The sequence below is a fragment of the Zunongwangia pacifica genome, from assembly GCF_023499215.1.
Classification (GTDB): Bacteria; Bacteroidota; Bacteroidia; order Flavobacteriales; family Flavobacteriaceae; genus Zunongwangia; species Zunongwangia pacifica.
Window position 1 is genome coordinate 211,179 of record NZ_JAKHSK010000003.1, and the last position, 23,313, is coordinate 234,491.

At 36.3% G+C, this 23,313-nt stretch carries 20 protein-coding genes and 1 pseudogene; 13 read left to right on the forward strand and 8 right to left on the reverse strand.

What is annotated here, in order from left to right:
- Nucleotides 1–65: 65 nt before the first annotated feature.
- Both L1967_RS03590 and L1967_RS03595 read left to right on the forward strand, forming a co-directional pair.
- Nucleotides 66–1,595: an FMN-binding glutamate synthase family protein gene (locus tag L1967_RS03590; RefSeq protein WP_249600354.1), complete on the forward strand. Its 1,530-nt coding sequence runs from the start codon at nucleotides 66–68 to the stop codon at nucleotides 1,593–1,595.
- Nucleotides 1,596–1,617: 22 nt separating this feature from the next.
- On the forward strand, nucleotides 1,618–2,076 hold the full coding sequence (locus tag L1967_RS03595; protein WP_249600355.1) for a universal stress protein: 459 nt from the start codon (nucleotides 1,618–1,620) through the stop codon (nucleotides 2,074–2,076).
- Between the two features lie 121 nt (nucleotides 2,077–2,197).
- Here the strand turns inward: L1967_RS03595 and L1967_RS03600 are convergent, their stop codons facing one another.
- The gene (locus L1967_RS03600) at nucleotides 2,198–2,659 is read right to left on the reverse strand and encodes a ferritin-like domain-containing protein (protein WP_249600356.1); all 462 of its coding nucleotides are present in this window, start codon (nucleotides 2,657–2,659) and stop codon (nucleotides 2,198–2,200) included.
- Nucleotides 2,660–2,769: 110 nt separating this feature from the next.
- On the opposite strand from L1967_RS03600, the gene L1967_RS03605 reads away from it, so the two are divergent.
- A complete protein-coding gene (locus L1967_RS03605; protein WP_249600357.1) occupies nucleotides 2,770–3,312 on the forward strand; it encodes a DUF1697 domain-containing protein in 543 nt (180 codons plus the stop codon).
- Here the strand turns inward: L1967_RS03605 and L1967_RS03610 are convergent.
- Together L1967_RS03610 and L1967_RS03615 are read right to left on the reverse strand one after the other, a co-directional pair.
- The gene (locus L1967_RS03610; RefSeq protein ID WP_249600358.1) at nucleotides 3,307–3,903 is read right to left on the reverse strand and encodes a DUF6134 family protein; all 597 of its coding nucleotides are present in this window, start codon (nucleotides 3,901–3,903) and stop codon (nucleotides 3,307–3,309) included. The genes L1967_RS03605 and L1967_RS03610 overlap by 6 nt on opposite strands.
- Nucleotides 3,904–3,947: 44 nt before the next feature.
- Nucleotides 3,948–4,703, reverse strand: coding sequence for a helix-turn-helix domain-containing protein (locus L1967_RS03615; RefSeq protein ID WP_249600359.1), 756 nt, complete (start codon nucleotides 4,701–4,703; stop codon nucleotides 3,948–3,950).
- A gap of 290 nt (nucleotides 4,704–4,993) precedes the next feature.
- Here L1967_RS03615 and L1967_RS03620 point away from each other — a divergent pair, with 290 nt between their 5' ends.
- The 10 genes from L1967_RS03620 to rfbD all read left to right on the forward strand — a co-directional run bounded on the left by L1967_RS03620 (nucleotide 4,994) and on the right by rfbD (nucleotide 19,448).
- Complete coding sequence (locus tag L1967_RS03620; protein WP_249600360.1) at nucleotides 4,994–5,389, forward strand: YbjN domain-containing protein; 396 nt, start codon at nucleotides 4,994–4,996, stop codon at nucleotides 5,387–5,389.
- An 11-nt stretch (nucleotides 5,390–5,400) separates the two neighbouring features.
- Nucleotides 5,401–6,114 (forward strand): PspA/IM30 family protein, encoded by a 714-nt coding sequence (locus L1967_RS03625; RefSeq protein ID WP_249600361.1) that lies wholly within the window; start codon nucleotides 5,401–5,403, stop codon nucleotides 6,112–6,114.
- 5 nt (nucleotides 6,115–6,119) lie between these two features.
- On the forward strand, nucleotides 6,120–6,830 hold the full coding sequence (locus L1967_RS03630) for a hypothetical protein (protein WP_249600362.1): 711 nt from the start codon (nucleotides 6,120–6,122) through the stop codon (nucleotides 6,828–6,830).
- Nucleotides 6,831–6,846: 16 nt separating this feature from the next.
- On the forward strand, nucleotides 6,847–8,925 hold the full coding sequence (locus tag L1967_RS03635) for an SPFH domain-containing protein (RefSeq protein WP_249600363.1): 2,079 nt from the start codon (nucleotides 6,847–6,849) through the stop codon (nucleotides 8,923–8,925).
- A 201-nt stretch (nucleotides 8,926–9,126) separates the two neighbouring features.
- Nucleotides 9,127–13,995, forward strand: a complete 4,869-nt coding sequence (locus L1967_RS03640) for a DNA repair ATPase (protein ID WP_249600364.1) — start codon at nucleotides 9,127–9,129, stop codon at nucleotides 13,993–13,995.
- A gap of 376 nt (nucleotides 13,996–14,371) precedes the next feature.
- Nucleotides 14,372–15,937, forward strand: a complete 1,566-nt coding sequence (locus L1967_RS03645) for a hypothetical protein (RefSeq protein WP_249600365.1) — start codon at nucleotides 14,372–14,374, stop codon at nucleotides 15,935–15,937.
- 170 nt (nucleotides 15,938–16,107) lie between these two features.
- Nucleotides 16,108–17,133, forward strand: a complete 1,026-nt coding sequence (gene rfbB / locus L1967_RS03650; RefSeq protein WP_249600366.1) for a dTDP-glucose 4,6-dehydratase — start codon at nucleotides 16,108–16,110, stop codon at nucleotides 17,131–17,133.
- 40 nt (nucleotides 17,134–17,173) lie between these two features.
- Entirely contained in the window at nucleotides 17,174–18,031 is an 858-nt protein-coding gene (gene rfbA / locus L1967_RS03655) for a glucose-1-phosphate thymidylyltransferase RfbA (RefSeq protein WP_249600367.1), read from the forward strand.
- The gene (gene rfbC / locus L1967_RS03660) at nucleotides 18,032–18,595 is read left to right on the forward strand and encodes a dTDP-4-dehydrorhamnose 3,5-epimerase (RefSeq protein ID WP_249600368.1); all 564 of its coding nucleotides are present in this window, start codon (nucleotides 18,032–18,034) and stop codon (nucleotides 18,593–18,595) included.
- 1 nt (nucleotide 18,596) lies between these two features.
- On the forward strand, nucleotides 18,597–19,448 hold the full coding sequence (rfbD, locus tag L1967_RS03665) for a dTDP-4-dehydrorhamnose reductase (RefSeq protein WP_249600369.1): 852 nt from the start codon (nucleotides 18,597–18,599) through the stop codon (nucleotides 19,446–19,448).
- Nucleotides 19,449–19,610: 162 nt separating this feature from the next.
- Here the strand turns inward: rfbD and L1967_RS03670 are convergent, their stop codons facing one another.
- The 5 genes and pseudogenes from L1967_RS03670 to L1967_RS03690 all read right to left on the reverse strand — a co-directional run.
- Complete coding sequence (locus tag L1967_RS03670; protein WP_249600370.1) at nucleotides 19,611–20,345, reverse strand: Bax inhibitor-1/YccA family protein; 735 nt, start codon at nucleotides 20,343–20,345, stop codon at nucleotides 19,611–19,613.
- A gap of 152 nt (nucleotides 20,346–20,497) precedes the next feature.
- Entirely contained in the window at nucleotides 20,498–21,835 is a 1,338-nt protein-coding gene (gene purB / locus L1967_RS03675) for an adenylosuccinate lyase (protein ID WP_249600371.1), read from the reverse strand.
- A 58-nt stretch (nucleotides 21,836–21,893) separates the two neighbouring features.
- Nucleotides 21,894–22,427 (reverse strand): hypothetical protein, encoded by a 534-nt coding sequence (locus L1967_RS03680; protein WP_249600372.1) that lies wholly within the window; start codon nucleotides 22,425–22,427, stop codon nucleotides 21,894–21,896.
- On the reverse strand, nucleotides 22,424–23,113 hold the full coding sequence (locus tag L1967_RS03685) for an SIR2 family NAD-dependent protein deacylase (protein ID WP_249600373.1): 690 nt from the start codon (nucleotides 23,111–23,113) through the stop codon (nucleotides 22,424–22,426). Before L1967_RS03685 ends, L1967_RS03680 begins: the two co-directional genes overlap by 4 nt.
- 83 nt (nucleotides 23,114–23,196) lie before the next feature.
- Nucleotides 23,197–23,313: pseudogene (locus tag L1967_RS03690) on the reverse strand (IS5 family transposase); the annotation flags it as partial.

The following is a 23,313-nucleotide window of genomic DNA, read 5'->3' on the forward strand; positions in this document are numbered from 1 at the left end:
ACAAAATGTTAAATGCTAAGTAGCTTTATAGCGAATTTGATATTAAAGCTAAAAAATTATTAAACATGAGAGAAGCCATACGCTTTACTCTAATTATATCCATAATTGTTGGATTAATTATTTTCACCAATATTTGGCCTGTTTGGGGATTTTCTATCTTCGGAATTATACTTTTTAGTATAGGCATTTATGATATTTTTCAAAAAGAGCATAGCATTTTACGTAATTTTCCGCTGCTGGGACATATGCGATATATGCTAGAGCTTATAAGTCCTGAAATTCATCAATATTTTATTGAAAGTGATACCGATGGCAAACCCATAGATCGTAACCATCGATCTTATATTTACCAACGTGCTAAACTCGAGAAAGAGACGCATCCTTTTGGGACACAATTAAATGTGGAAGCCGAGAACTTTAAATGGATGCAACATAGTATCTATCCTGCAAAAGTTAAAAAGGAATATCCACGGGTTACTGTAGGTGGCCCAGATTGTAAACAACCCTATTCGTCTTCATTATTCAATATTTCAGCAATGAGTTTTGGGGCACTTAGTAAAAATGCGATTGAGTCATTAAATAAAGGGGCAAAAGCAGGAAACTTTTTTCACGATACCGGTGAAGGAGGAATTTCAGACTATCATCGCTGTGGGGGTGACCTGGTTTGGGAAATAGGTACAGGATATTTTGGTTGTCGAACGGAAGAAGGCAATTTTGATCCTGAAAAATTTGAAGAGAAAGCCAACTGGCCTGAAGTGAAAATGATAGAAATTAAAATTTCTCAAGGTGCAAAACCTGGTCATGGCGGAGTTTTACCGGCTTCAAAAAACAATGATGAAATTGCTACTATAAGAGGGGTAAAACCACATACCGATGTTCTTTCTCCTCCTGGACATAGCGCATTTAGCGATGCCGAAGGTTTATTAGCCTTTGTACAACAGCTAAGAACACTATCCAACGGAAAACCGGTGGGATTTAAACTAAGTATAGGCTCAAAGGATGAATTTCTTGAGATTTGCGAAAAAATGGTTGAAACGGGGATTAAACCAGATTTTATTGTAGTAGATGGAGCTGAAGGAGGTACTGGCGCTGCCCCAATAGATTTTTCGAACTATGTAGGGATGCCCTGGGAGAATGCCCTAATTTTTGTGGTAGATGCCTTAAATGGTTTCGGTTTAAAAAAAGATATTAAAATTTTTACCGCTACAAAAATATTTACGGCATTTGATATTTTTAAGGCCTTGTGTATTGGGGCTGATATTTGTAGCTCTGCTCGTGGAATGATGCTTGCTTTGGGCTGTATACAAGCTTTACGTTGCGATACGAACAAATGTCCTACTGGTGTAGCCACAAATAACAGAAGGCTTATGAATGGATTGGTGGTAGAGGACAAGTGGAAGAGGGTTAAAAATTACCAACAACAAACCTTAGACGATTTCTTAGAACTTTTTGCAGCGGCGGGATGCAATGAATTGTCAGAATTAAACCGAACTATGATCAATAAAAAAATAAACGATACCATCCAATCTTACTCGGTATTTTACCCTGCGGTGGCTAGCGGGGCCTATTTAAAAGAAGAGCAAATAGCTCCTTAACCAAATATCAAAAAATTAGATTATGAAAAAAGTCTTAATTGCCATCGATTATCATCCAAATTCAGAGGTGGTGGCTACTGCCGGTTACGAGCTGGCTAAAAGTATGAATGCAGAGGTTTGTTTACTTCATGTATTGGCTGAGGTTTCTCATTATGGTGTGAATTATTCCGAATTTCTTGGTTACCCGGGATATCAAAATATGGGGTTTGATTTGGGGGTAACGGCACAATTGCAGGAAATGGCTCAGGAATACCTGAAGACGGCTAAAAAACAATTTAATGATGATAAAATTTCTACCGCTTTAGAAATAGGAGATACTCATCGTGGTGTACTTAAATATGCGAAAGAATGGGGCGCAGATTTAATTGTTATGGGCACACATAGCCACTCTACTTTAGAGAAGGTACTTGTTGGCACAGTGGCCTCGAAAGTTTTAGAAAAAACCGAAGTACCGGTTTATATGGTTCCTATTAAAAAGTAAACAACCTAGGGGCAAGCCCATGAGGCATTCGATAGAGGCAAAATTTCAATTCCGAGGCATCCCGCTTGCTATCGGGACGGGGTATTAAACCCTTTGGCGGTGCCAATAAAAGATCTGGAGACTAATAGGTCTCCAGATCTTTTAAAGAAGATACAATTGTTATCGTATGTTTAATTTCGTCTAATTGTCCTTCTAAAACCCTTAGTATATCATCACTAAAATGATATTTGGCCATTGCTATTTCATACTCTGCAGCACTTTCTTGCTCTCCCTCTAAGCATTCTTCCAAGATTACTTCATCTCTATTATCGCTAAAAATAGTTTTTAGATCCATCCAGGTACGTTGTAAAGTACCCTTAAAGGTACCGGTGTTATGGGGCACCTGATCGATCTGATAAATTTCCCTTTCCAGTTCTTTAGCAAATCTGGCACGTTGTTCAGCCTGTGTGAGTAGGAAATTCTTTAAAAGATCACTTTCCGTATCTTCCAATCCGCTTTTAAACACTTCTCCGGCATCGTGGTTTTTCTCCAAAAGCTCCTGCAATGCCTGGGCAATTTCTATAGGGTCTTCAATCTTTTTCATAGGAATATGATAAATACTTTGCCAAAATTAGTTCATGTATTATGGTTAAGCTCTTAATTATTTATAAATTCACCTGGATTTAGCTTTTGGTGTTAATTAATCTAAATTTTATGCGAACCTACATTGCCATTTTAAAAGGAATAAATGTTGGAGGCCACAAAAAAATAATGATGGCAGATCTTAGGGAAATACTTAGCGAAATAGCATGTTTTGGAGAAATTAAAACGTATATCCAAAGCGGAAATATAGTTTTTAGTGCTTCAGAAGAAAATACTGATATTCTGGAAAATCTTATTCAGGAAAAAATCGCAAATCATTATGGTTTTCAGGTAAGTACCATCGTTCTTTCTAAAGAACGTTTAACCTGTGTAATCGATAATAATCCTTATGCCAAAGAAGATATAAAGCGTTTACATTGCTGCTTTCTTAAGACTGAACCTATTTTAGAACATCGCCAGAAATTAGAAAATTTTGATGCTTCTCCCGATGCGTTTAAAGTAGAAAAGAACCGTATGTATATTTGTTGTGCAACCGAGCGTTATAGTAAATCGAATATAAATAACAACGTTGCAGAAAAACTACTGAAGATTGACTGTACCACCCGAAATTGGAAAACCTGCATTAAACTTTTAGAAATGGTTAAAAGCTTATAACGGTTGTAAGTGTAGTTCAAATTCGATAATTCCGGCATCAATTTTTGCGGTTTGTAAGATCCCGTTTTTGTAATAATAAATGCTTTCTCTTCCTTTTTCGTTTTCTTTAGCGTAAGAGTGGCTGCCTATTTTTCTTAAGGTTTGAAATTCGCCGGTTTCTTCGCTATACGCTTTCTTAAAACCGATAGGTTCTTCAAACATTAACTGGATACAGGTATAGGAAATAGGCGAGTTTATAGTTTTTTCAAGCTTACCAGAGTCATAAAATTTATAAGTTCCGCCGTTCGTACTAATGGTTTTAGTACTGGTACGGTTTTTTCCGTTTAAGAAAATTTCGGCTTCGGTATTTTTAAGATGATGCCCATTAAACACCACCTGAAAATTATAATTAACCTCAATTTTGGCTAAAATTCGGGTTTCAATATTGGTTTCTGTTTGATATTCGGTAATATCACCACTAATTTTTTTAATCGCTTCTAATGTACCTATCTTATTTTCTTTGTGGATCACCTCAAAACTAAACGATTTATCTTGTGCTACAGCATTGTATTGCATTACTAAAAAAGCAATAAAAACAATAGAAAATTTCATGGATTTGGGATTTGGTCTAATTTAATTGTTTTTTGGTAAATGCTTTAAAATTTTTCCTTTAGTTTCATAAATTCCTGTTCCAGGAAATTCAATTTTTGCTCAATTTCATTATTGTTATTTTCGGGGAGACGCCTAAAAAAGGTGTAGCAAACATGCCACATTTCCTTAATTTCATCAGATTCAACTTCAATGTCCTCAATATTAGTATTGGTTGCTCTAAGTATGATTTTTGAAGCCGAATAGTAAAATTTCCTAAAAAGAACTTTGCCGTGTACCAGTGCAATAACTAAAGTACTGTTATCAATCTTAGTAAAATCATTAGGTTCAATTTTCTCTCCTATAATTACATCTTTTGGGCAGTAGGTTTTGTCGTTATTCGTCATTTCCAGATTAGAAATGAGATACGCTCTATATTTTTTATCAGGATGTACGGGCAAATGGAGTTTAGGGAGATCTTCTATAAAATGAGGTTTATCATAATATAGGGCATAATCGGCTTCGGTTTTAGGAGTAATACAGGGGATGGCCGTAAATTTTTCTTTATGAAAGCTTCCCTGCAGGGCCAGATCATCTTTAAATTTCAAAAGTTTGTTTACCGTAAGTTCTTTGGTTAGCAAATCATCAATTGTTATGCTAAAATGATTAGCGATTTTAATGATGGTCTCGATACGTGGTTCACTTCTTTCTTCCTCATAAGCGCCCAGTGTGCCCCGCTTTAGCTCGAATAATTCGGCAAATGCCTGCTGACTTAATTTCTTTACATTCCTTATTTTCCTAATATTTTTACCGAAATATGACATATTTTGCTAAAATTATTTGCAATATTGAAATTTAGTTGTATCTTTATCTAACAATATTAGCTAATATATTTGATAATTACTAATTTATTTGGTTATTTCTCGATTTGATACGTCGGGTTAAGACTTTGCTAAATGAATTAGCGCAACGGAAAAAATGAATTTTAATCTAAACAACCAATGATAACAGCAATAATTACCACAGTGATCGTGTTAATAATACCTTAAAACAAAATAGATTTTGTAATATTATACCGTAATTTTTTAACACCAATCAAAAAAATATCGTCTTGATGAAAAACCACTATCAGATCACCAAAAATTTTCTTTTAGAGCTTAACTTCAATATTGATTTCGAAAATGAAGTTGAAGGAATTTTAATGATCCGTAAGGAAAATTTTGGGATTAAAAACCTGATCCTGGGAGTAGCACCGCCTATTTTAATTATGGAGCAGTTCTTATTTAGGATCAATAACCAGTCAGAAAAAATATATAGAAGTCTGCTGCAAAAAAACCGGGATATTATCCATGGCGCTTTTGTACTGGACGATTCTGGCGAGAAAGTGATCTTTAGGGACACCCTTCAGATAGAGAACCTGGATCTTAATGAATTAGAAGGATCTTTAAACTCACTCAGTTTATTAATGAGTGAGTATTCAGATAAAATTATAGAATTTTCAAAATATTAAACCTTAGCGTTATGAACATTTTTAAACGATTATTTAAGATAGGAGAAGCTGAAGCAAATTCGGCAATAGATAAAATGGAAGATCCCATTAAATTAACCGAACAGGGGATTAGGGACCTAAAATTAGATTTAGAGAAAAACCTGGAAGCTTTAGCGCAGGTAAAAGCCTTAGCGATTAGGGCGAAGAACGACCAGGAAGAATACCTGGACAAAAAAGAAGATTATCATAATAAAGCGATTTTGATCCTTAAAAAAGGACAAAGTGGCGATATGGATAAAACCGAATCAGATCGTCTGGCTCGTGAGGCTTTGGTAAAAAAAGAAGAAGCCCAAAAACATGTAGAACGATCTGAAGAAGAAGCGAAAAAGTTTAATGAAAATGTGGCGCAGTTAGAACGCAATATTCAAACCATCAAATCGAATATTAGTAACTGGGAAAATGAACTTAGAACGCTTAAAGCACGTGTAAAAGTAAGTAATGCCACAAAGAGCCTTAACAAGCAAATGGCTGAAATTGATAGTAGCAGTACCGTTTCTATGTTAGAACGTATGAAAGAAAAAGTAGCGCAGGAAGAAGCTTTGGCCGAAGCCTACGGCGATATTGCGGGCGCATCAAAATCTATTGATGATGACCTTGAAAAAGCCGCCAGTACGACCGAGGCAAAAGCCGAAGATGACCTTAGCAAGCTTAAAGAACAGTTAGGTTTAAATGATGACAAAAAATAACGAAATTGACCAGTTTAACAGACATATTATTCTCTGAGGTAAACATTACCTTAAGCATTCTTTGTATTTTATTGATCGTTTATTGGTTGCTTACCATGATTAGCGGTATCGACTTTGAATACGACATGGATATTGATATCGATGCCGATGTAGATGTCGATGCCGATCTGGCAACCGATGGTGCAAATATGGAATTTCAGGATGTTTCTAATGCCGAGCTGAATAAAGAGGATGTGGTAGGTAGAAGAATTCAGCCACTAAAATGGTGGCAGATTCTTTTGATTTACTTCAACTTTGTTGGCCTGCCGTTTATGTTCACCTTTACCTGTTTTGTGTTTATCTGGTGGTTTACCACGGCACTAACAACAGCATTAACCTATACTTATGATCACTTTTTAGGTTTCGCGATTATGATTGCCGGTTTTTTTACCTCTTTATTTATAAACAAGATTTTTACCACACCGTTTAAAGGCTTCTTTAAAAACCTGAATAAAGACGGCGATAAAGCCATCGATTATATTGGCCGGCAGGGAGTGTTGCTTTCTACCATTTCAGGAGATAAAATGGGAAATGCCGAGATCTATGCTAATGGCGATTCACATTCGATCTATGTAAAATCCCTGGATGGACATCAACTCAATTATCAGGACAAAATTTTAATTATCAAGCAATCTGCTGATAAAAATTACTTCTTAGTACAATCATATAACGACTAATTTAACTAATTAAAAAATGAACTATATTTTAACAATTATTGGAATTGGATTAGGTGGGGTAGCTTTCCTAATCGTGGTCTACTTCGCAGTAATCGCGATGTTTTACAAAAAAGTTCCACAAGGCCGAGCCATTGTTCGTACCGGTTTTCGCGGAACCAAAGTAGCCACAGATAAAGGAATGTATGTGGTACCTGTTTTGCATAAAATGGAGATAATGGATATTTCTGTAAAGAAAATCCAGATAGAGCGTTTGGCTCACGAAGGCCTTATTTGTAAAGACAATATGCGGGCAGATATTAAAGTAGCATTCTTTGTGAGGGTGAATAACGATATCTCGTTTATTAAAAGAGTAGCGCAAACTATTGGGGTAGATCGTGCATCAAGAATCGAAACTTTAGAGGATCTTTTTGAAGCGAAATTCTCTGAAGCCCTAAAAACCGTAGGGAAAAAGTTCGATTTTATCGAATTATACGAAGCACGTCGCGAATTTAGGGACGAGATCGTGAATATCATCGGGACAGATCTTAATGGTTATACCCTGGAAGATTGTGCGATCGACTTTTTAGAGCAAACACCAATTTCACATTTAAAAGCTGATAATATTCTGGATGCGGAAGGGATTAAAAAGATAACCGAGCTTACCGCCGTTCAGAACATGAAAGCGAACCTTATTAAGCGTGACGAAGAAAAAACCATCAGAAAACAAGACGTAGAAGCTCGCGAAGCTATCCTGGAATTAGATAAGCAGTTAGCCGAAAAAGAAGAAGCGCAAAAACGGGAGATCGCAAACATTAAAGCACGTGAAAATGCTGAAGTGAGTAAAGTTGCTGAAGAAGAACGCCTAAAATCTGAAACAGCAAGAATTGCCACCGAAGAAAAAGTAAAAGTAGCCGAAGAAAACATGAACCGTCAGATCATCGTGGCGGCGAAAAACAAAGAACGAACAGAAGCCGTAGAAAGCGAAAGAGTAGAAAAAGATCGTATGTTAGAGGCTACCGAAAGAGAACGTATCGTAACACTGGCGCAGATCGAGAAAGAGAAAGTTCTTGAGGTAGAGAAGAAAAACATTCAGGATGTTATTCGAGATCGTGTGATGTTAGAAAAAGGAGTGGTAGAAGAGCAGGAGAACATGAAAGATATCCAGGCCTTTAAGACTGCCGATCGTGAGAAGCAGGTGAAAGTAACCATTGCCGAAGCAAATGCTCAGGAACAATTAATTAAAACCATTAAAGCCGCGGAAGCACAAAAAGAAGCTGCCAAGCAAAAAGCCGAAGAAATTAATATTGAAGCACAGGCGCATAAAGAAGCCAGTGAAAAAGAAGCAGAAGCAAGAAAAACTATTGCTGAAGCCAAAGCGAAAGAGGAAGCAACCATTGGTTTATCGGAAGCTGAAGTAATGCATGCTAAAGCAGATGCCAGCGAGAGACAAGGACTTATGGAAGCGCTTATTATCGAGAAAAAAGCCAAAGCTGAGGCTGCCGGAATGGAAGCCAAAGCTGAAGCCAGCAGAAAAGAAGGACAGGCAGCGGCCGATGTGATTAGAGAAAAAGCCCTTGCCGATGCTGCCGGTATCGAAGAAAAAGCAGCCGCAATGAAGAAACTTGACGGTGTAGGTAAAGAACACGAAGAATTCAAGTTAAAATTAGATAAAGAATTACAGGTAGATCTGGCACATATCAATATTCAAAAAGATATCGCCGATGCTCAGGCTCATGTAATTAGTGATGCGCTAAAAGCTGCTAAGATCGATATTGTTGGTGGTGAAACCATGTTCTTCGATCAGATCATTGGTCAGATTACCAGAGGTAAAGGATTCGATAGACTGGTACAAAACAGTTCCAATATTCAGGATTTAAAAGATTCGATTTTAGGCAGTGATGATATCAAAGGAAATTTACTAACTAAAGTGCGTGAGTTTTCAGAAAAATACGGAATCTCTTCCGAAGATATCAAAAACCTGACGATCGCAAACCTGATCATGGAATTAAAAGGTCGCTCTAATGACCAAAATGAGCAAACCATGTTAGGCAATTTATTCAACCTGGCTAAAGGTTTAGGATTGTCTGATAAGCGAGTGTCAACTTTAAAGGTGTAATCTATAACTTATTATGAAATAGGAATGTCACCCTGAACCTGTCCGTCCGTCAGGCGGGCTTGGTTCAGGGTCTCATCCTGTTTTTTAGCAATGAAATTTAGAGCGATGTCATCCCGCGCGTGTCCCGGGATCTCATCCTCTTTGTCTCTCTTGGTTTCAAAAATTATAGCAATTCAACCCTAACCCTTACCACAAAACCTAATGAATACTAACGAAGAAAAGCCGGTACAAAAAGATGCTCTGGATGGTGGGACCTACGAGATTATCCGTAAACGTCTTAACACTCATAAATCTGATTTACAGGAACGTCTTAATACTTTAAATGAAGCCCGAAAAACGGTTTTTGGTTCGCTCGAAACGCAATTAATTGCCAATAACCGCATTAGTACCGAAAATAATTGTGTGGCCAGGGATATCATTTCGCTGGGAAATACCTGCATTTTTGGTTATAACGTGCATTTTGGATTACGTACAGAAATTACACTTTCTGATGTTTTTAGCGTTTATGAATTTAAAGACCATCACTTTGAAGCAGTTTCTTTAGCGCTGTTTGAAGATGAAACTTTTAAAACCGATTTTGCAAATCTCTATAAATACTATCGAAATACGATCTTTAGTAAATTTGCCATCATTGGGAATTACCTGCACATGGTTTTTCAGCTGAGTGAAAGTGTGACCGATATTAAGACCTTTAAATGGCTTATAAAGGATAATTCGCTTACCTATATCGATAATCGTAGCGAGCATGAATTTAAGTATCCCAAGCAGCATCAATTTAACTGGAGGGAAGCCACCCGCGATATGCAACGCTACGGGGAACATTCGCATGTGGCGATTTTAGATAAAGTTTTTGTAGAAACCATTGGTGGTGATCTTACCATTAAAATAGAAGATAATACAGAAGACGGAATGGGAATCTATTCTGAACCTGTAGATTATAAAGATCAGACCCTGGACGATGGCCAGATTCGCTTTGCCGATTTGGGAAATTTAATTATTCTAGAAATAAAACCTTTCCAGGAAGAAGCGCGCTATTTTGTGTACAATCACAAAATGCAGGAAGTTCAGAAAATCGATTCCATCAAAGAAACGGCAGTTTTATTACCAGACGATCAAGGCATTATTTTCCCGAACGGCTACTATTTACAAACCGGGGAATTTCATCTTTTTTCCAACGAAGTACAGTCATTAAAATATCAGGGGACTTTAAATTCTCCAAATGGAGAGGATTTTTTGTATATTTTCTATTCCCCTTCTAAAGGAACCTATCTGCTCATGGATTATAATATGATCGAGCAGGAAATTAAAACTCCTATTGTTTGTGGGGGATTCACCATTTTACCCGATGGCGAGCTTTGTTATTTTAAAGCCGACGAGGAGCAGACTAAACATCACATGATCCAGATTTGGCAAACGCCTTATTTAGAGAGCGATATTATGCCTTCTGAACATCAGGATTCGATGTTGTATAAAATTGGGAATAAAGACATTGTAAAAGCAATGGCCGAGGCGAATGAGCTGATCACATTGCTGAGTAAAGAAGATAATTATGATGGATTGTATGCCGATATTGCAAAATCTTCAAAGAATATTTTAGATGCGTACTACTGGCTAAACGATAAGGAAACCGCTGTTTTAAGCGAGCCTTTAAAAGAAATCAATATTGCCGCCAATGCAGCGATCGATGAATTTCAGAAAGTTATTCAGCTTAAGAAAAATGCTGAAAAACAAACCAAAGAAATTCAGCAGAAAGCACAGGAGCTTTTTAGTAAAATTAAGAGCACTTCTTTTAAAAACATCAACGAATTTGTCGAATTACTCTCGCAGTTAAGAGCATTGCGTGGCGAGGTGATTGGTCTATACGAAATTCGATATGTAAACGAAGAGTTTATTAAATCGCTGGAAGCTGAAATTGCCGAGCAAACCACTACAATTTCCAGACGCTGTGTAGAATTTTTACTGAATGATAAAGCCTTGCAGCCGTATCACGATAAAGTACAAGAAAAACAACAGCAACTCGATAAGATCAGTAAAGTAGTTGAAGCCAAAAAGCTGGAAGAAGAAGTCAATCAGATCGCGATAGATTTGGAAATGCTTATTGATATTGTTTCGAATCTGGACATCGAAGATACGTCACATTCCACCAAGATTATCGATAATATCTCATTGATTTTTGCAACGATAAATCAGCTTAAAGCAGCGATAAGGAATAAGAAAAAATCACTGGGAAGCAAAGAAGCCCAAGCTGATTTTGCCGCGCAGTTAAAACTGATCGATCAAAGTATCATCAACTATCTTGATATTGCTTCAACACCAGAAAAATGTGATGAATTTCAAACTAAAGTCAGTATTCAACTTGAAGAATTAGAAGGGAAATTTGCCGATTTTGAAGAATTTATTACTGAAATTATCGAAAAGCGGGAAGAAGTTTATAACGCTTTTGAAAGTAAGAAAAGTGCGATTAACGAAAAGCGAAATAAAAAAGCAATTGCACTGCAAACCGCTTCAGATCGTATTTTAAAAAGCATAGGCAAGAAGGCAGAAAGTCTAAAGTCGGTTTCAGAAATTAACGGCTATTACGCTTCAGATTTAATGGTGAATAAGCTTCGCGATATCGTGGAGCAGTTACGAGAACTGGACGATAGCGGTAATGCCGAAGAAATTGAAACTTCGCTAAAAACGAGCAGGGAAGATGCATTGCGAAAACTAAAAGACAAGCAGGATCTTTATGAAGATGGCGAAAATATCATCAAACTTGGCAATCACAAATTCGGAGTTAACCGCCAGGAATTGGATCTAAGTATTGTTTTTAAAGACGATAAGTTATTTTACCATTTAAGCGGCACCGATTTTTACCAGGAACTGGAAAATGAAATTTTAAATAATAGTCGGGAATATTGGAATCAGGAATTTATTTCTGAGAACGATTTGGTGTATCGTTCTTCATTTTTAGCCTTCAAAATTTATAAAGATCAAGATCCAGAAATGCTTTCGGGATTAAATGAAGACGAGTTACTGAAGGTGATTCAGGAAGAAAGCAGCAGTAATTATTCTGAAGGTTATATCAAAGGCGTTCATGATCTTGATGCTGCTAAGATTCTGCAAATTTTGGTGCAAAAACATCAGGATTTGGGCATTTTAAGATGGCGATCTGAGATTAGAGCTTTTGCGAGGTATTTTTGGAATCAGTTAGAAAACGATGCTAAAAAAGGTTATAATAATTCGATAAAAGCCTCGGGGCAGGTTCTAAAATACTTCCCAAATACCCGTGAATATGATTTTCTGATTCAGGAATTAGAGCAGGTCATTAGCGATTTTGGGCAAAATATGGGCTTATTTTCTGCGGAAGTAAGTTTAGAAACAGCACAATATCTTTTTGAAGAATTGCAAAGTGACGATCAATTTGTGGTAAGCGGTTTAGCTAAAAAGTTAGCAGATGATTTTCAGCAAATGCTAAAGAAAGAGAAAGCCGAATCCCAGTTTAGAAATAGTGTGGAAAGTTTACATTCGTATTCCGCAAAAATCAGGTTGGTAAAGCAATGGCTTCAGGCCTTTGCTAAGGCGAAATTGCTAGAAAATCAGGTAAATTATATCGACGAAGCGGCGTGTTGTATTTTGTTCCCTCAGCAAAGTCCGGAAGTGAATCATATCGATCCTTCCGCAGTGATCTCAGGATTAAAAGGAGATCATAGGCAAATCAAAAATGGACAATTTCAGTTCAATTTTCATGAGTTTACACAAAAACTTCAGTGGTATTTTAATTATAGCGTTCCTGCATTTCAGGCCTTCAGAAAAGCAAGACATCAGGTCACCGAAGATTTAAAAGAGCAGCTCAAATTGGACGAATTTAAGCCCAGAGTGCTGACTTCTTTTGTTCGGAATAAATTGATCGATCAGGTTTATTTTCCACTTTTCGGCGAAAACCTGGCGAAACAATTGGGAAGTGTAGGGGAGAACCGACGTACTGACCGAATGGGGATGCTGCTGTTAATTTCGCCGCCGGGTTACGGGAAAACCACGTTGATGGAATACATCGCTAATCGATTGGGATTGGTGTTTATGAAGATTAACGGCCCGGCGATTGGTCACGATATTACATCTGTAGATCCTGAAGCGGCGACAAATTCGGCTTCCAGAGAAGAACTTAAAAAACTGAATTTGGCTTTTGAAATGGGAAATAATGTGATGCTGTATTTGGACGATATTCAGCACTGTAACCCAGAATTTTTACAGAAGTTTATTTCTCTAGCCGATGGTACCCGAAAAATTGAAGGAATCTTTAACAGAAAACCGAAAACCTACGATCTACGAGGTAAGAAATTTTGTGTGATCATGGCCGGGAATCCGTACACCGAAAGTGGCGAGAAATTTAGAATCCCGGATATGCTTTCTAACCGTGCCGATATTTATAATTTGGGGGATATTATTGGAGATACCGAGAGTTTGTTTAAATTAAGTCTGCTGGAAAATTCGTTGACTTCCAATCCGGTGCTGCATCAATTAAGCTCCAGGAATTTTGATGATGTGTACACGTTAATCGATCGCGTAGAGAATAATTCGGATGCCGGGGAACTTAAAGGAAATCATACCCAGCAGGAAATTCAGGATTATAAGTCGGTGTTGGAAAAGGTGCTTAGTATTCGAAATACCGTTTTAAAAGTCAATGCAACGTATATAAAATCGGCCGGGACAGAAGATGAATATCGAACAGAGCCTGCTTTTAAATTGCAGGGGTCGTATAGGGATATGAATAAGCTGGTTTCGAAAATAGTACCGATAATGAATAACAAAGAGCTTAATAGTTTATTGTTGTCCCATTACGAAAACGAATCGCAAACGCTTACTGCTGCTGCGGAAGCCAATTTGTTGAAGTTTAAAGAATTAAGGGGAAGCATTTCTGAAGACGAAAAAGCTCGTTGGAATGCCATAAAAGAAACCTTTTTAAAGAATAATAAACTGAAGGGCTTTGGTGATAAAAATGAAATGGCACAGGTCTTATCGCAAATGATGGCTTTTTCAGAAAATCTTGAAGGAATTAAACAGGTTTTACAAAGAGGCCTGGAAAAATAATATTCATTTTACAGTGCCCAAACATTATGAGCATCTACAAAAGTTATGTTTGGGCAATTTTAAACTGAGGCAAAATTAAAAGCTGTTTTAAGATTGATTAAAACAGCTTTTAATTTTTACTAAATTTCAATAGTTTTTTCTTCTTTCTTTTGAATAAGCTAGGGTGATCGTTAAAAAAGTAAGTGTTTTCCTAGATTATGTGTAAGAAAATGTAGGATTTGAGAGGTTGTTAAATAGGATTATACGTTTTTAAACGATTATTTAGGTGAGTAATCGTTTTATTTTTTTTAAGAAAACTTTAAGTATTAATATTGTTCAGTTTTTGGATTATAACTTAGCCATTTACTCATTATCAATTCTTAATATAAGGTTTTTGATGAAGAAAAATTATCCTCTTGAAAACAACTTAGCCCTAACAGTTTTTTCTATACTTTTTGTATATTTTTTATGTATTAATAATATATCTGCACAGGTAGGAATAGGAACAACAAGTCCAGATCCATCAGCGATTTTACACATTCAAAGTACCAATAAAGGGGTTTTGTTACCTAAAGTTGATTTACAAAACCTAACAGATCAATATACCGTTAACAATCCTACTGAGGGTTTATTAGTCTATAATGAAAGGGATGATGACGGAAATAATTTGAGAAAAGGTTTCTATATCTGGGACAATGAAAAATGGGATAAAGTAGAAAATCAATCTGATGTGGATAAAATCATGGAGGATATTGATGAGCGCTTTAAAGAATTAGAAGACGGTTCAGGATGGGCGTTAAACGGTAATAGTCTTTCTGGAGACGAATTTTTGGGTTCAACGAATGAACAACCTATTGTGTTTAAAGTAAATAATGTACAACAAGCGCAATTTGGAATTAAAGATAGAATGGCTATAGGTCGTAATGCTGCTGTAAGTGGTGAAAGGGGATTTGCTATAGGCTATTCTGCTGCTGTAAGTACTAATGATGGTTATGCTTATGGTAGGGGTGCTACAGCATCTGGTAACGATGTGTACGCTTATGGGTACAATAGTAGTGCCAGTGGTAGTGAAAGCTATAGTTTTGGACGTGAAGCTGCAAGTTCAGGAACGCGCGCTTATGCTTTGGGGTACCAATCTAGAAGTAGTGGTACCGATAGTTATTCGATTGGTAGAGAAGCTGAAGCTTCCGGGACCCATTCTTATGCCATTGGTTATCAGGCTAAAACTTCGCAAAGCAAAGTAATTACACTTGGTGGTTCAGATACCAGAACAGGGGTTGGAACAGGTTCACCAAATAGTTCGGCCATGCTTGATGTTGTGAGTACTAATAAAGGTGTATTGGTACCTAGAATTCAATTGGATAAAACAGATCAACAAAACCCTGTTAGTAATCCAGCAAATGGCTTACTGGTATTTAACACGGCTACACAGAATGATGTAACTCCCGGATTTTATTATTGGTACAATAATAAATGGAATCAAATGATGAGCGAAGACGGAATAGGAGACTATTTTGTATATGCTGAAGTTTATAAATCGGGGGCGGCAACTCATTTAAATAATGCAGGAAATGGTAATAATTCTAATGCCGTTTGGAAAGAAGTAGATTTTGGGACTGACGTTGTAATTAGTAATAACGTAGAAACCACGGCATCTTCTATTACCGTACCGGTAAAAGGTATTTATCGAGTAAGTTACAGCGTGATGATGGATAATACATCTGGTGGTGGCGGAAAAGATATTTATTTAAAACTGCAAAAAAATAACAATGATGTTTCTGGGAGTCTATCAATTGCAAATGTTAAGAACGGAGATATTAAAACAGTTTCTAAGACCAAGCTTCTGGAATTAAATAAAAATGATACCTTAAAAATCATAGCCGGAGGACCAGAATCAGATGATAGTATAATTGTTATGTCTGATGGTACCAACTTTAATATCGAGTTAGTAAGGCGACTGTAAAATAAATTGGTAAAAATTATAAAGGCCCATTTCTATTATGATTTGGGCTTTTTTCATTTTTCGGATTTAATAAGTGGGCTTTGTTTATAAAGTGCTATGCACTCAAACAGTCTTGTCCTTTAAATTTTTGCGAGTATATTCGCAATAATATAAATTACTTTCAAAAAAGTATGCGGAACATTCTAGTAACCGGTGGAGCAGGTTTTATAGGATCAAATTTTATCATTTATTATCTTGATCATAATCCAGATGCGTTTATTATCAATTTAGATGCGCTTACCTATGCCGGAAATCCCGATAATTTAAATGAAATTGCTAATCATCCCAGATATCAGTTTATCCAGGGTAATATCTGTGATCGGGGACTAATAGAGCATCTTTTTTCTAAATATGATATTAAGGATATTATTCATTTGGCAGCAGAGTCTCATGTAGATAACAGCATTGCCCATCCCGATGCTTTTATGCAAACCAATATCATGGGAACCTTTAATTTACTGGATGTTGCAAAGAATTACTGGATGGATTCTACGGGGATTTATAGAGCCCAATATCAAAACTCTAGATTTCATCATGTTTCTACAGATGAAGTTTATGGCACACTTGGAGAAACAGGACTTTTTAAAGAAACAACCGCCTATGCCCCCAATAGTCCTTATAGTGCTTCTAAGGCATCTTCAGACTTTATTGTGAGGAGTTATCATCATACTTACGGAATGAATGTAGTGACTACTAATTGCTCTAATAACTATGGTCCAAAACAACATGATGAAAAGTTAATCCCCGTAATTATAAGAAAGGCCTTAGCCGGTGAAAACATTCCAATTTACGGGAATGGGAAAAATATAAGAGACTGGCTTTATGTTTTAGATCACTGTAAAGGAATTGAACTGGCTTTTCAAAAAGGGGGGTCCGGTAGCACTTATAATATTGGCGGTAAAAATGAACGAACTAATATCTATATCGCTAAAAAAATATGTGAATTGCTGGATAAAAAAGTTCCACTGAAGTCAGGAGAAACTTATGCAAGTCAGATTTCGTATGTTACCGATAGAGCAGGGCACGACTTTAGGTATGCTATTGATGCAAGTAAGATTGAAGAAGAGCTAGGCTGGAAAGCCTGTGAAAATTTTGAAAGTGGTATAGAAATCACCGTAGACTGGTATTTAAAGAAATATAAAAGCGAGATTATATAATTTCCGTTCTCGTTTTTACCTAATCAGATAAATGTAATATATGAAGGGAATAATTTTAGCAGGAGGATCAGGAACTCGTTTACACCCCTGTACCATATCGGTAAGTAAGCAGCTAATGCCTGTTTACGATAAGCCTATGATTTATTATCCTTTATCGACTTTAATGGAATCTGGGATAAGAGAGATTTTGATTATTAGCACGCCGCATGATATGTCTTTGTTTAAAAAGTTATTAGGTGATGGTAAAAAATATGGTTGCCGTTTTGAATATGCTGTACAACCAAAGCCAGAAGGTTTGGCACAGGCCTTTGTTATAGCAGAAGACTTTATAGGGCAAGATAAAGTGGCATTAATACTAGGGGATAATATTTTTTATGGTTCAGGACTGGCAAAATTATTACAGGCCAATAATGATCCCGATGGCGGTATTATTTATGCCTATCATGTAAACGATCCCCAGCGATACGGTGTGGTTGAATTTGATGATAATCAAAAAGCAATATCTATTGAAGAAAAGCCAAAAAATCCAAAATCAAGTTTTGCAGTTCCCGGGATATATTTTTACGATAATGAAGTGATTAAAATTGCTAAAAGTATTCAACCCAGTGATCGTGGAGAACTTGAAATTACAGATATCAATAAAGCATACCTTAATAAAGGAAAATTAAGCGTAAGTATTTTAGATTCTGGTACGGCGTGGTTAGATACCGGTACTTTTAATTCTTTAATGCAGGCCTCACAATTTGTACAGGTTATTGAAGAGCGACAAGGGTTGAAAATAGGGGCAATAGAAGCTTCAGCCTATAAAATGGGATATATTACTAAAGATGAATTTTTAGATTTGATAGCGCCTTATCATAAAAGCGGCTACAGTCAAAATTTGCTGAAAAGTATTTAAATGGAAGTACTTAAAACCAATATAAATGGTTGTTTTGAGATCAACCCCAAATTGATTTATGATCGTCGTGGTTATTTCTATGAAAGTTTTAATAAACGCAGATTTCAGGAGCAAACAGGAATACATGTTCAGTTCGTTCAGGATAATCAGTCTTTTTCAGAAAGAGGGGTTTTAAGAGGGCTCCACCTGCAGAAAGGAATTTATGCCCAGGCTAAATTGGTATCTGTTTTAAAAGGTAAAGTGTTAGATGTTGCCTTAGATCTTAGGAAAGAGAGCAAAACCTTTGGAGAAGTTTATAGCACCATCCTTTCCGAAGAAAATAAAAAGCAACTTTTTGTTCCTAGAGGTTGTGCGCACGGATTTGTAGTTTTAAGCGAGACAGCCCTGTTTTTTTATAAATGTGATAATTTTTATAATAAGGATTCTGAAGCAGGAGTTATCTACAATGATAAAGACCTCGCGATAGATTGGCAGATAGCAGAAAGTGAATTGATTATTTCTGATAAAGATATGGTTTTGCCGAGTTTTAAAGAGTATGTTTCTCAACACCTAGAAGTGAAATAATATGCCAAAAATTTTAGTAACAGGAGGAAAAGGGCAGTTAGCAAAATGCATTGAGAAGCAAGGAAATGCTTATGAATTGGATTTTTCTTTTAAAAGTTCTTCGGAGCTAGATATTACGAAGTTTGAAGAATTAAAGGAAGCATTTATTGGGCATAACTACGATTATTGTATCAATTGCGCGGCATATACTCAGGTTGATAAAGCAGAATCACAGAAAGAAGCAGCCAATCTGATTAATCATTTGGCTGTTGAGAATTTGGCTAAGCTATGTGAGGCATATAAGGTTACACTTATCCACATCTCTACAGATTTTGTTTTTTCTGGAGAGCATTCGTTACCCTATCTGGAGGACGATAAAACTAATCCCCTTGGAGTTTACGGTAAAACAAAGCTTGATGGAGAGTCCAGGATTCAACAAAATATAAAGCAATTTTTTATTATCAGAACTTCCTGGCTGTATTCTGAATTTGGTAATAATTTCTTGAAATCCATGCTGAACTATGGTCGTAAAAAACAACAGTTATCGGTGGTTTATGATCAGGTAGGAACACCAACCTATGCTATGGATCTAGCCGATTTGATTTTAAAGATCATTCATTCAGGATCTAAGAACTACGGTATTTATCATTTTAGTAATGAAGGTGTTGCCAGCTGGTATGATTTTGCGTTTTGTATTTTTAAATTAGCAGGTATCAATTGCGACTTAATTCCCATACGATCCAGTGAATATCTGACGGCAGCAAAGCGCCCTTCTTTTAGTGTTTTGGATAAATCGAAAGTTAAAAATACTTTTCAGCTTAAAATTGCCCATTGGCAGCAATCATTGTCCAGGGCTATAAAAAATATAGATTAAGAATCAATAATCTTGGGGCAAGACTACGAGATATAAGCTTGAAAAACCTTTAAGAGTTTCTGGGTAAAACTGAAGTTATCATACTCTTTTTGGTGGTACCTAAAAAAAGCTTCAAGGACTAGTTGAAGCTTTTTTATGATTATATTTTAAAGCCTGAATAACTTATTTTCTGTTTCCAAATATTCTAAGAAGGAAAAGGAACATGTTGATAAAGTCTAAGTATAACCTAATAGCTCCCATTAGGGCCAGGTTGTGCCCAAGATCAGAATCTTCCATTCCTGCTCTGTACATTCTTTTAATTTTCTGCGTATCATAGGCAGTTAATCCTACAAATATTAATACCCCTGCATAGGTGATTACCCAATATAAGATTTCGTTGAAAAAGAAAATATTAACTATCGAGGCAATAATAATACCTATTAAAGCCATAAAACAAAGATTACCAATACTGGTAAGATCTCTTTTGGTAAAATATCCATAAGCACTCATAGCACCAAAGGTTCCGGCGGTTACAAAAAATGTAGTCGCAATAGAAGCCGAGGTAAATACCAGTAAAATGAAGGATAACGTGACGCCGTTTAACACCGAATATAGAATAAATAAAGCAGTAGCGGTAGTTGTAGATAATTTTTGAATATTAGCACCAATATATCCCACCAATAAAACCTCTCCAATTAAAAGTCCGTAGAAGACCAGTTTATTAGAGAAGATTAAATTCATTAATTCATAACTGCCAGCAGCAAAAAATGCAGTGACACCGGTAATAAGAAGCGCTAAAGACATCCAGTTGAACACTTTGTTGATGTAAGCTGTTTGTCCCTGTTTAAGTTGTGCATCAGAATAAATAACCTGATCTTCAGTACTTAAGTTTTCTGTTATTTGAGAGTCTGAATTCATAATTTAATTTTACGGTTTAGTGTAAAAGTATACAATTTTTTAATTTGAAAATAATTGAATATATACCTATTTTAAGTCATCAGGGATAGCCTGTTAAAGCAATCCCTGATGATTCAGTTTTTGCTATAGCTAAGCAGCCTCGATCTATAAACTTAAATTCCGGTATAGTTTTGTGGAGTAATGCTCTTTAATTCTTCTTTAATATGCTCTTTTACTTCTAATGTTTCAATAAAGTTAGCAATACTGGTTTTATTGATTTTCTCATTGGTACGGGTAAGGCCTTTCAAAGTTTCATAAGGATTTTTAAAACCTTCACGTCTTAAAATGGTCTGGATGGCCTCGGCCACTACTGCCCAATTAGCTTCAAGATCCGCATCAATTTTTTCTTCATTCAGTAATAATTTATTTAAACCTTTTAAGGTAGATTGAAACCCTATAAGTGTATGCCCCACCGGAACTCCAATATTCCTTAAAACGGTACTATCGGTTAGATCACGTTGTAAGCGACTTATTGGTAGTTTTGCGGCCAAATGCTCAAAAACTGCATTAGCGATACCTAAATTTCCTTCACTGTTTTCAAAATCGATAGGATTCACTTTATGCGGCATCGCTGAGCTTCCTATTTCACCGGCTTTAATCTTCTGCTTAAAGTAATCCATAGAAACATACGTCCAGATGTCTTTATCTAAATCGAGGATAATGGTATTAATTCGTTTTAAAGCATCAAATATAGCCGCCATGTGATCGTAATGCTCTATCTGTGTGGTAGGGAAAGAATGTTTTAAACCTAATGTATTTTCTACAAATCCGCTACCAAATTTTTTCCAGTCAATTTCGGGATAAGCTACAAAGTGCGCATTATAATTACCGGTGGCTCCACCAAATTTAGCGGCATGGCTACAGGCATCTAAAAGTTCTTTTTGTTCTTTAAGCCGTATGGTAAATACTTCAATTTCTTTACCAAGACGGGTAGGAGAGGCGGGCTGCCCGTGGGTTCTGGCAAGCATAGGTACATCTTTCCATTCTTTAGAAAGAGATTTTAATTTCTTTAAAATCTCATCTAATTGCGGCATGTAAACTTCTTCTATAGCATCTTTTAGTGATAAAGGCACTGCGGTATTATTGATGTCCTGCGAGGTAAGCCCAAAATGTATAAATTCCTTAGACTTTTCTAAGCCTAATTTCTCAAACTCATCCTTAAGAAAATATTCTACTGCTTTTACATCATGGTTGGTGATCTTCTCAATATCTTTTATAGCTTGTGCATCCTGAATAGTAAAGTTTTCGTAAAGATCACGAAGATGCGGGAAAATCGCTTCATCAACCTCTTCTAATTGAGGTAAAGGCAGTTTACATAAAGCAATAAAATATTCAACTTCTACCTTTACACGATATTTTATAAGCGCTTTTTCACTAAAATAAGCCGATAAAGACGTTGTTTTAGAATGATATCTTCCATCTATTGGAGAAATTGCATTTAGCGGTGTCATTTTCTTATTTTAAAAGTTAAAGCGTAAAGATAGTGCTTCAAAACCATCTGGGAAACCGCTATCTTAATTTCTTTAAAATTTTTGTGCTTCTAGATCTAAAACCGGCAGATGCGTTCATGAAATTGTGTTGTAAATAAGCTTTTAATTCGGGATGAATCCAGTCAATTTTAAAGCCTACATAAAAAAGGCTTTGCATTGCGAAAACTTTGGTTGCGGTTTTACTACCGTCTAGTAACCAATCAAAAGATAAGGCAGCTATTTTTTCTAAAGATTGCTGCGGAAGATTAAAATCTGGATTTAAATGCTGAAATTCGGTGATTTTCTCTAGTAATTTCGCAATACAGCGTTTTTCGGTTTCTGAACTGACTTTGCCTGAAATATCAATGATTTCTTCGGAATATTTTAAAACTTCTTCCCAATGCGCTCTCGCGTAAAATTCTATTGCAACAATAGCATTACGACGGTATTCTGAATAATGCTGAAGGATCTGAATTAATCGCGGTAAAGCCTGATTTTCGCTAATAAACCTGCTAAATTTTGCTCTGCTTTCCGCATGCAGTGTCATTTTTTCTAATTGATATTCGATATTCAAGAGACAAATTTTTCGCGTAGCTCTTCAGCTAATTTAGGGACACCACTTACTGCCTTTTCAGCATAAATAGTTAGGTATTTATTTTCTTTAATATTAGGATTGGGATCTATAAAATAAACCGGAGTTTTTGGGGGAGCAAAATCGATGAGTCCTGCAGCCGGATATACCTGCATAGAGGTTCCTATAATGGCGATAACATCGGCGTCTGCAACTTTTTGGATCGCTTTTTCCATCATAGGCACCGCTTCACCAAACCATACCACATGGGGCCGCAACTGAAAATTATGTTCGCAAAAATCCCCAATATTAATATCCTGTTTCCAATCGAGCACTAAATTTTCGTCGAACGTACTGCGAGCTTTTAGGAGTTCACCATGCAGGTGCAAAACATTAGAGCTACCGGCCCGTTCGTGTAGATCGTCAATGTTTTGGGTAATAATGGTTACATTAAAATCGCTTTCTAATGCAGCCAATACATCATGTGCTTTATTGGGCTTAACATTTAACAGCTGTTGTCTACGCTTATTATAAAAATCGAGTACCATTGCCTGGTTTTTTTCCCAACCTAAAGGAGAAGCTACCTCCATTACATCGTGACCTTCCCAGAGCCCATCTGCATCCCTAAAAGTTTTTATACCACTTTCTGCACTAATACCTGCTCCTGTAAGCACTACCAGATTTTTCATAAAATGAAATTTTTAAAAAAGATACTTATTTTGAAAAAACTGAAGGCTGATATTGGATAAAAATTGAGTGCGTTTTTATGAGGTCATCTAAACTTTTGAGGTTTATAGAATTTTTTTAGTGCAATAGCCATAAAAGCGAGATAATTAAATCCTTTCCAGCTACTTGTGGTGGTATCGAACCTGTTGAGTAAGGATCGATA

What these genes read in the sequence shown, in the direction of transcription:
- L1967_RS03590 (WP_249600354.1), top strand. Translation starts at nt 66, where the DNA reads ATGAGAGAAGCCATACGCTTTACTCTAATTATATCCATAATTGTTGGA.
- L1967_RS03595 (WP_249600355.1), top strand. Translation starts at nt 1,618, where the DNA reads ATGAAAAAAGTCTTAATTGCCATCGATTATCATCCAAATTCAGAGGTG.
- L1967_RS03600 (WP_249600356.1), bottom strand. Translation starts at nt 2,659, where the DNA reads ATGAAAAAGATTGAAGACCCTATAGAAATTGCCCAGGCATTGCAGGAG.
- L1967_RS03605 (WP_249600357.1), top strand. Translation starts at nt 2,770, where the DNA reads ATGCGAACCTACATTGCCATTTTAAAAGGAATAAATGTTGGAGGCCAC.
- L1967_RS03610 (WP_249600358.1), bottom strand. Translation starts at nt 3,903, where the DNA reads ATGAAATTTTCTATTGTTTTTATTGCTTTTTTAGTAATGCAATACAAT.
- L1967_RS03615 (WP_249600359.1), bottom strand. Translation starts at nt 4,703, where the DNA reads ATGTCATATTTCGGTAAAAATATTAGGAAAATAAGGAATGTAAAGAAA.
- L1967_RS03620 (WP_249600360.1), top strand. Translation starts at nt 4,994, where the DNA reads ATGAAAAACCACTATCAGATCACCAAAAATTTTCTTTTAGAGCTTAAC.
- L1967_RS03625 (WP_249600361.1), top strand. Translation starts at nt 5,401, where the DNA reads ATGAACATTTTTAAACGATTATTTAAGATAGGAGAAGCTGAAGCAAAT.
- L1967_RS03635 (WP_249600363.1), top strand. Translation starts at nt 6,847, where the DNA reads ATGAACTATATTTTAACAATTATTGGAATTGGATTAGGTGGGGTAGCT.
- L1967_RS03640 (WP_249600364.1), top strand. Translation starts at nt 9,127, where the DNA reads ATGAATACTAACGAAGAAAAGCCGGTACAAAAAGATGCTCTGGATGGT.
- L1967_RS03645 (WP_249600365.1), top strand. Translation starts at nt 14,372, where the DNA reads ATGAAGAAAAATTATCCTCTTGAAAACAACTTAGCCCTAACAGTTTTT.
- rfbB (WP_249600366.1), top strand. Translation starts at nt 16,108, where the DNA reads ATGCGGAACATTCTAGTAACCGGTGGAGCAGGTTTTATAGGATCAAAT.
- rfbA (WP_249600367.1), top strand. Translation starts at nt 17,174, where the DNA reads ATGAAGGGAATAATTTTAGCAGGAGGATCAGGAACTCGTTTACACCCC.
- rfbC (WP_249600368.1), top strand. Translation starts at nt 18,032, where the DNA reads ATGGAAGTACTTAAAACCAATATAAATGGTTGTTTTGAGATCAACCCC.
- rfbD (WP_249600369.1), top strand. Translation starts at nt 18,597, where the DNA reads ATGCCAAAAATTTTAGTAACAGGAGGAAAAGGGCAGTTAGCAAAATGC.
- L1967_RS03670 (WP_249600370.1), bottom strand. Translation starts at nt 20,345, where the DNA reads ATGAATTCAGACTCTCAAATAACAGAAAACTTAAGTACTGAAGATCAG.
- purB (WP_249600371.1), bottom strand. Translation starts at nt 21,835, where the DNA reads ATGACACCGCTAAATGCAATTTCTCCAATAGATGGAAGATATCATTCT.
- L1967_RS03685 (WP_249600373.1), bottom strand. Translation starts at nt 23,113, where the DNA reads ATGAAAAATCTGGTAGTGCTTACAGGAGCAGGTATTAGTGCAGAAAGT.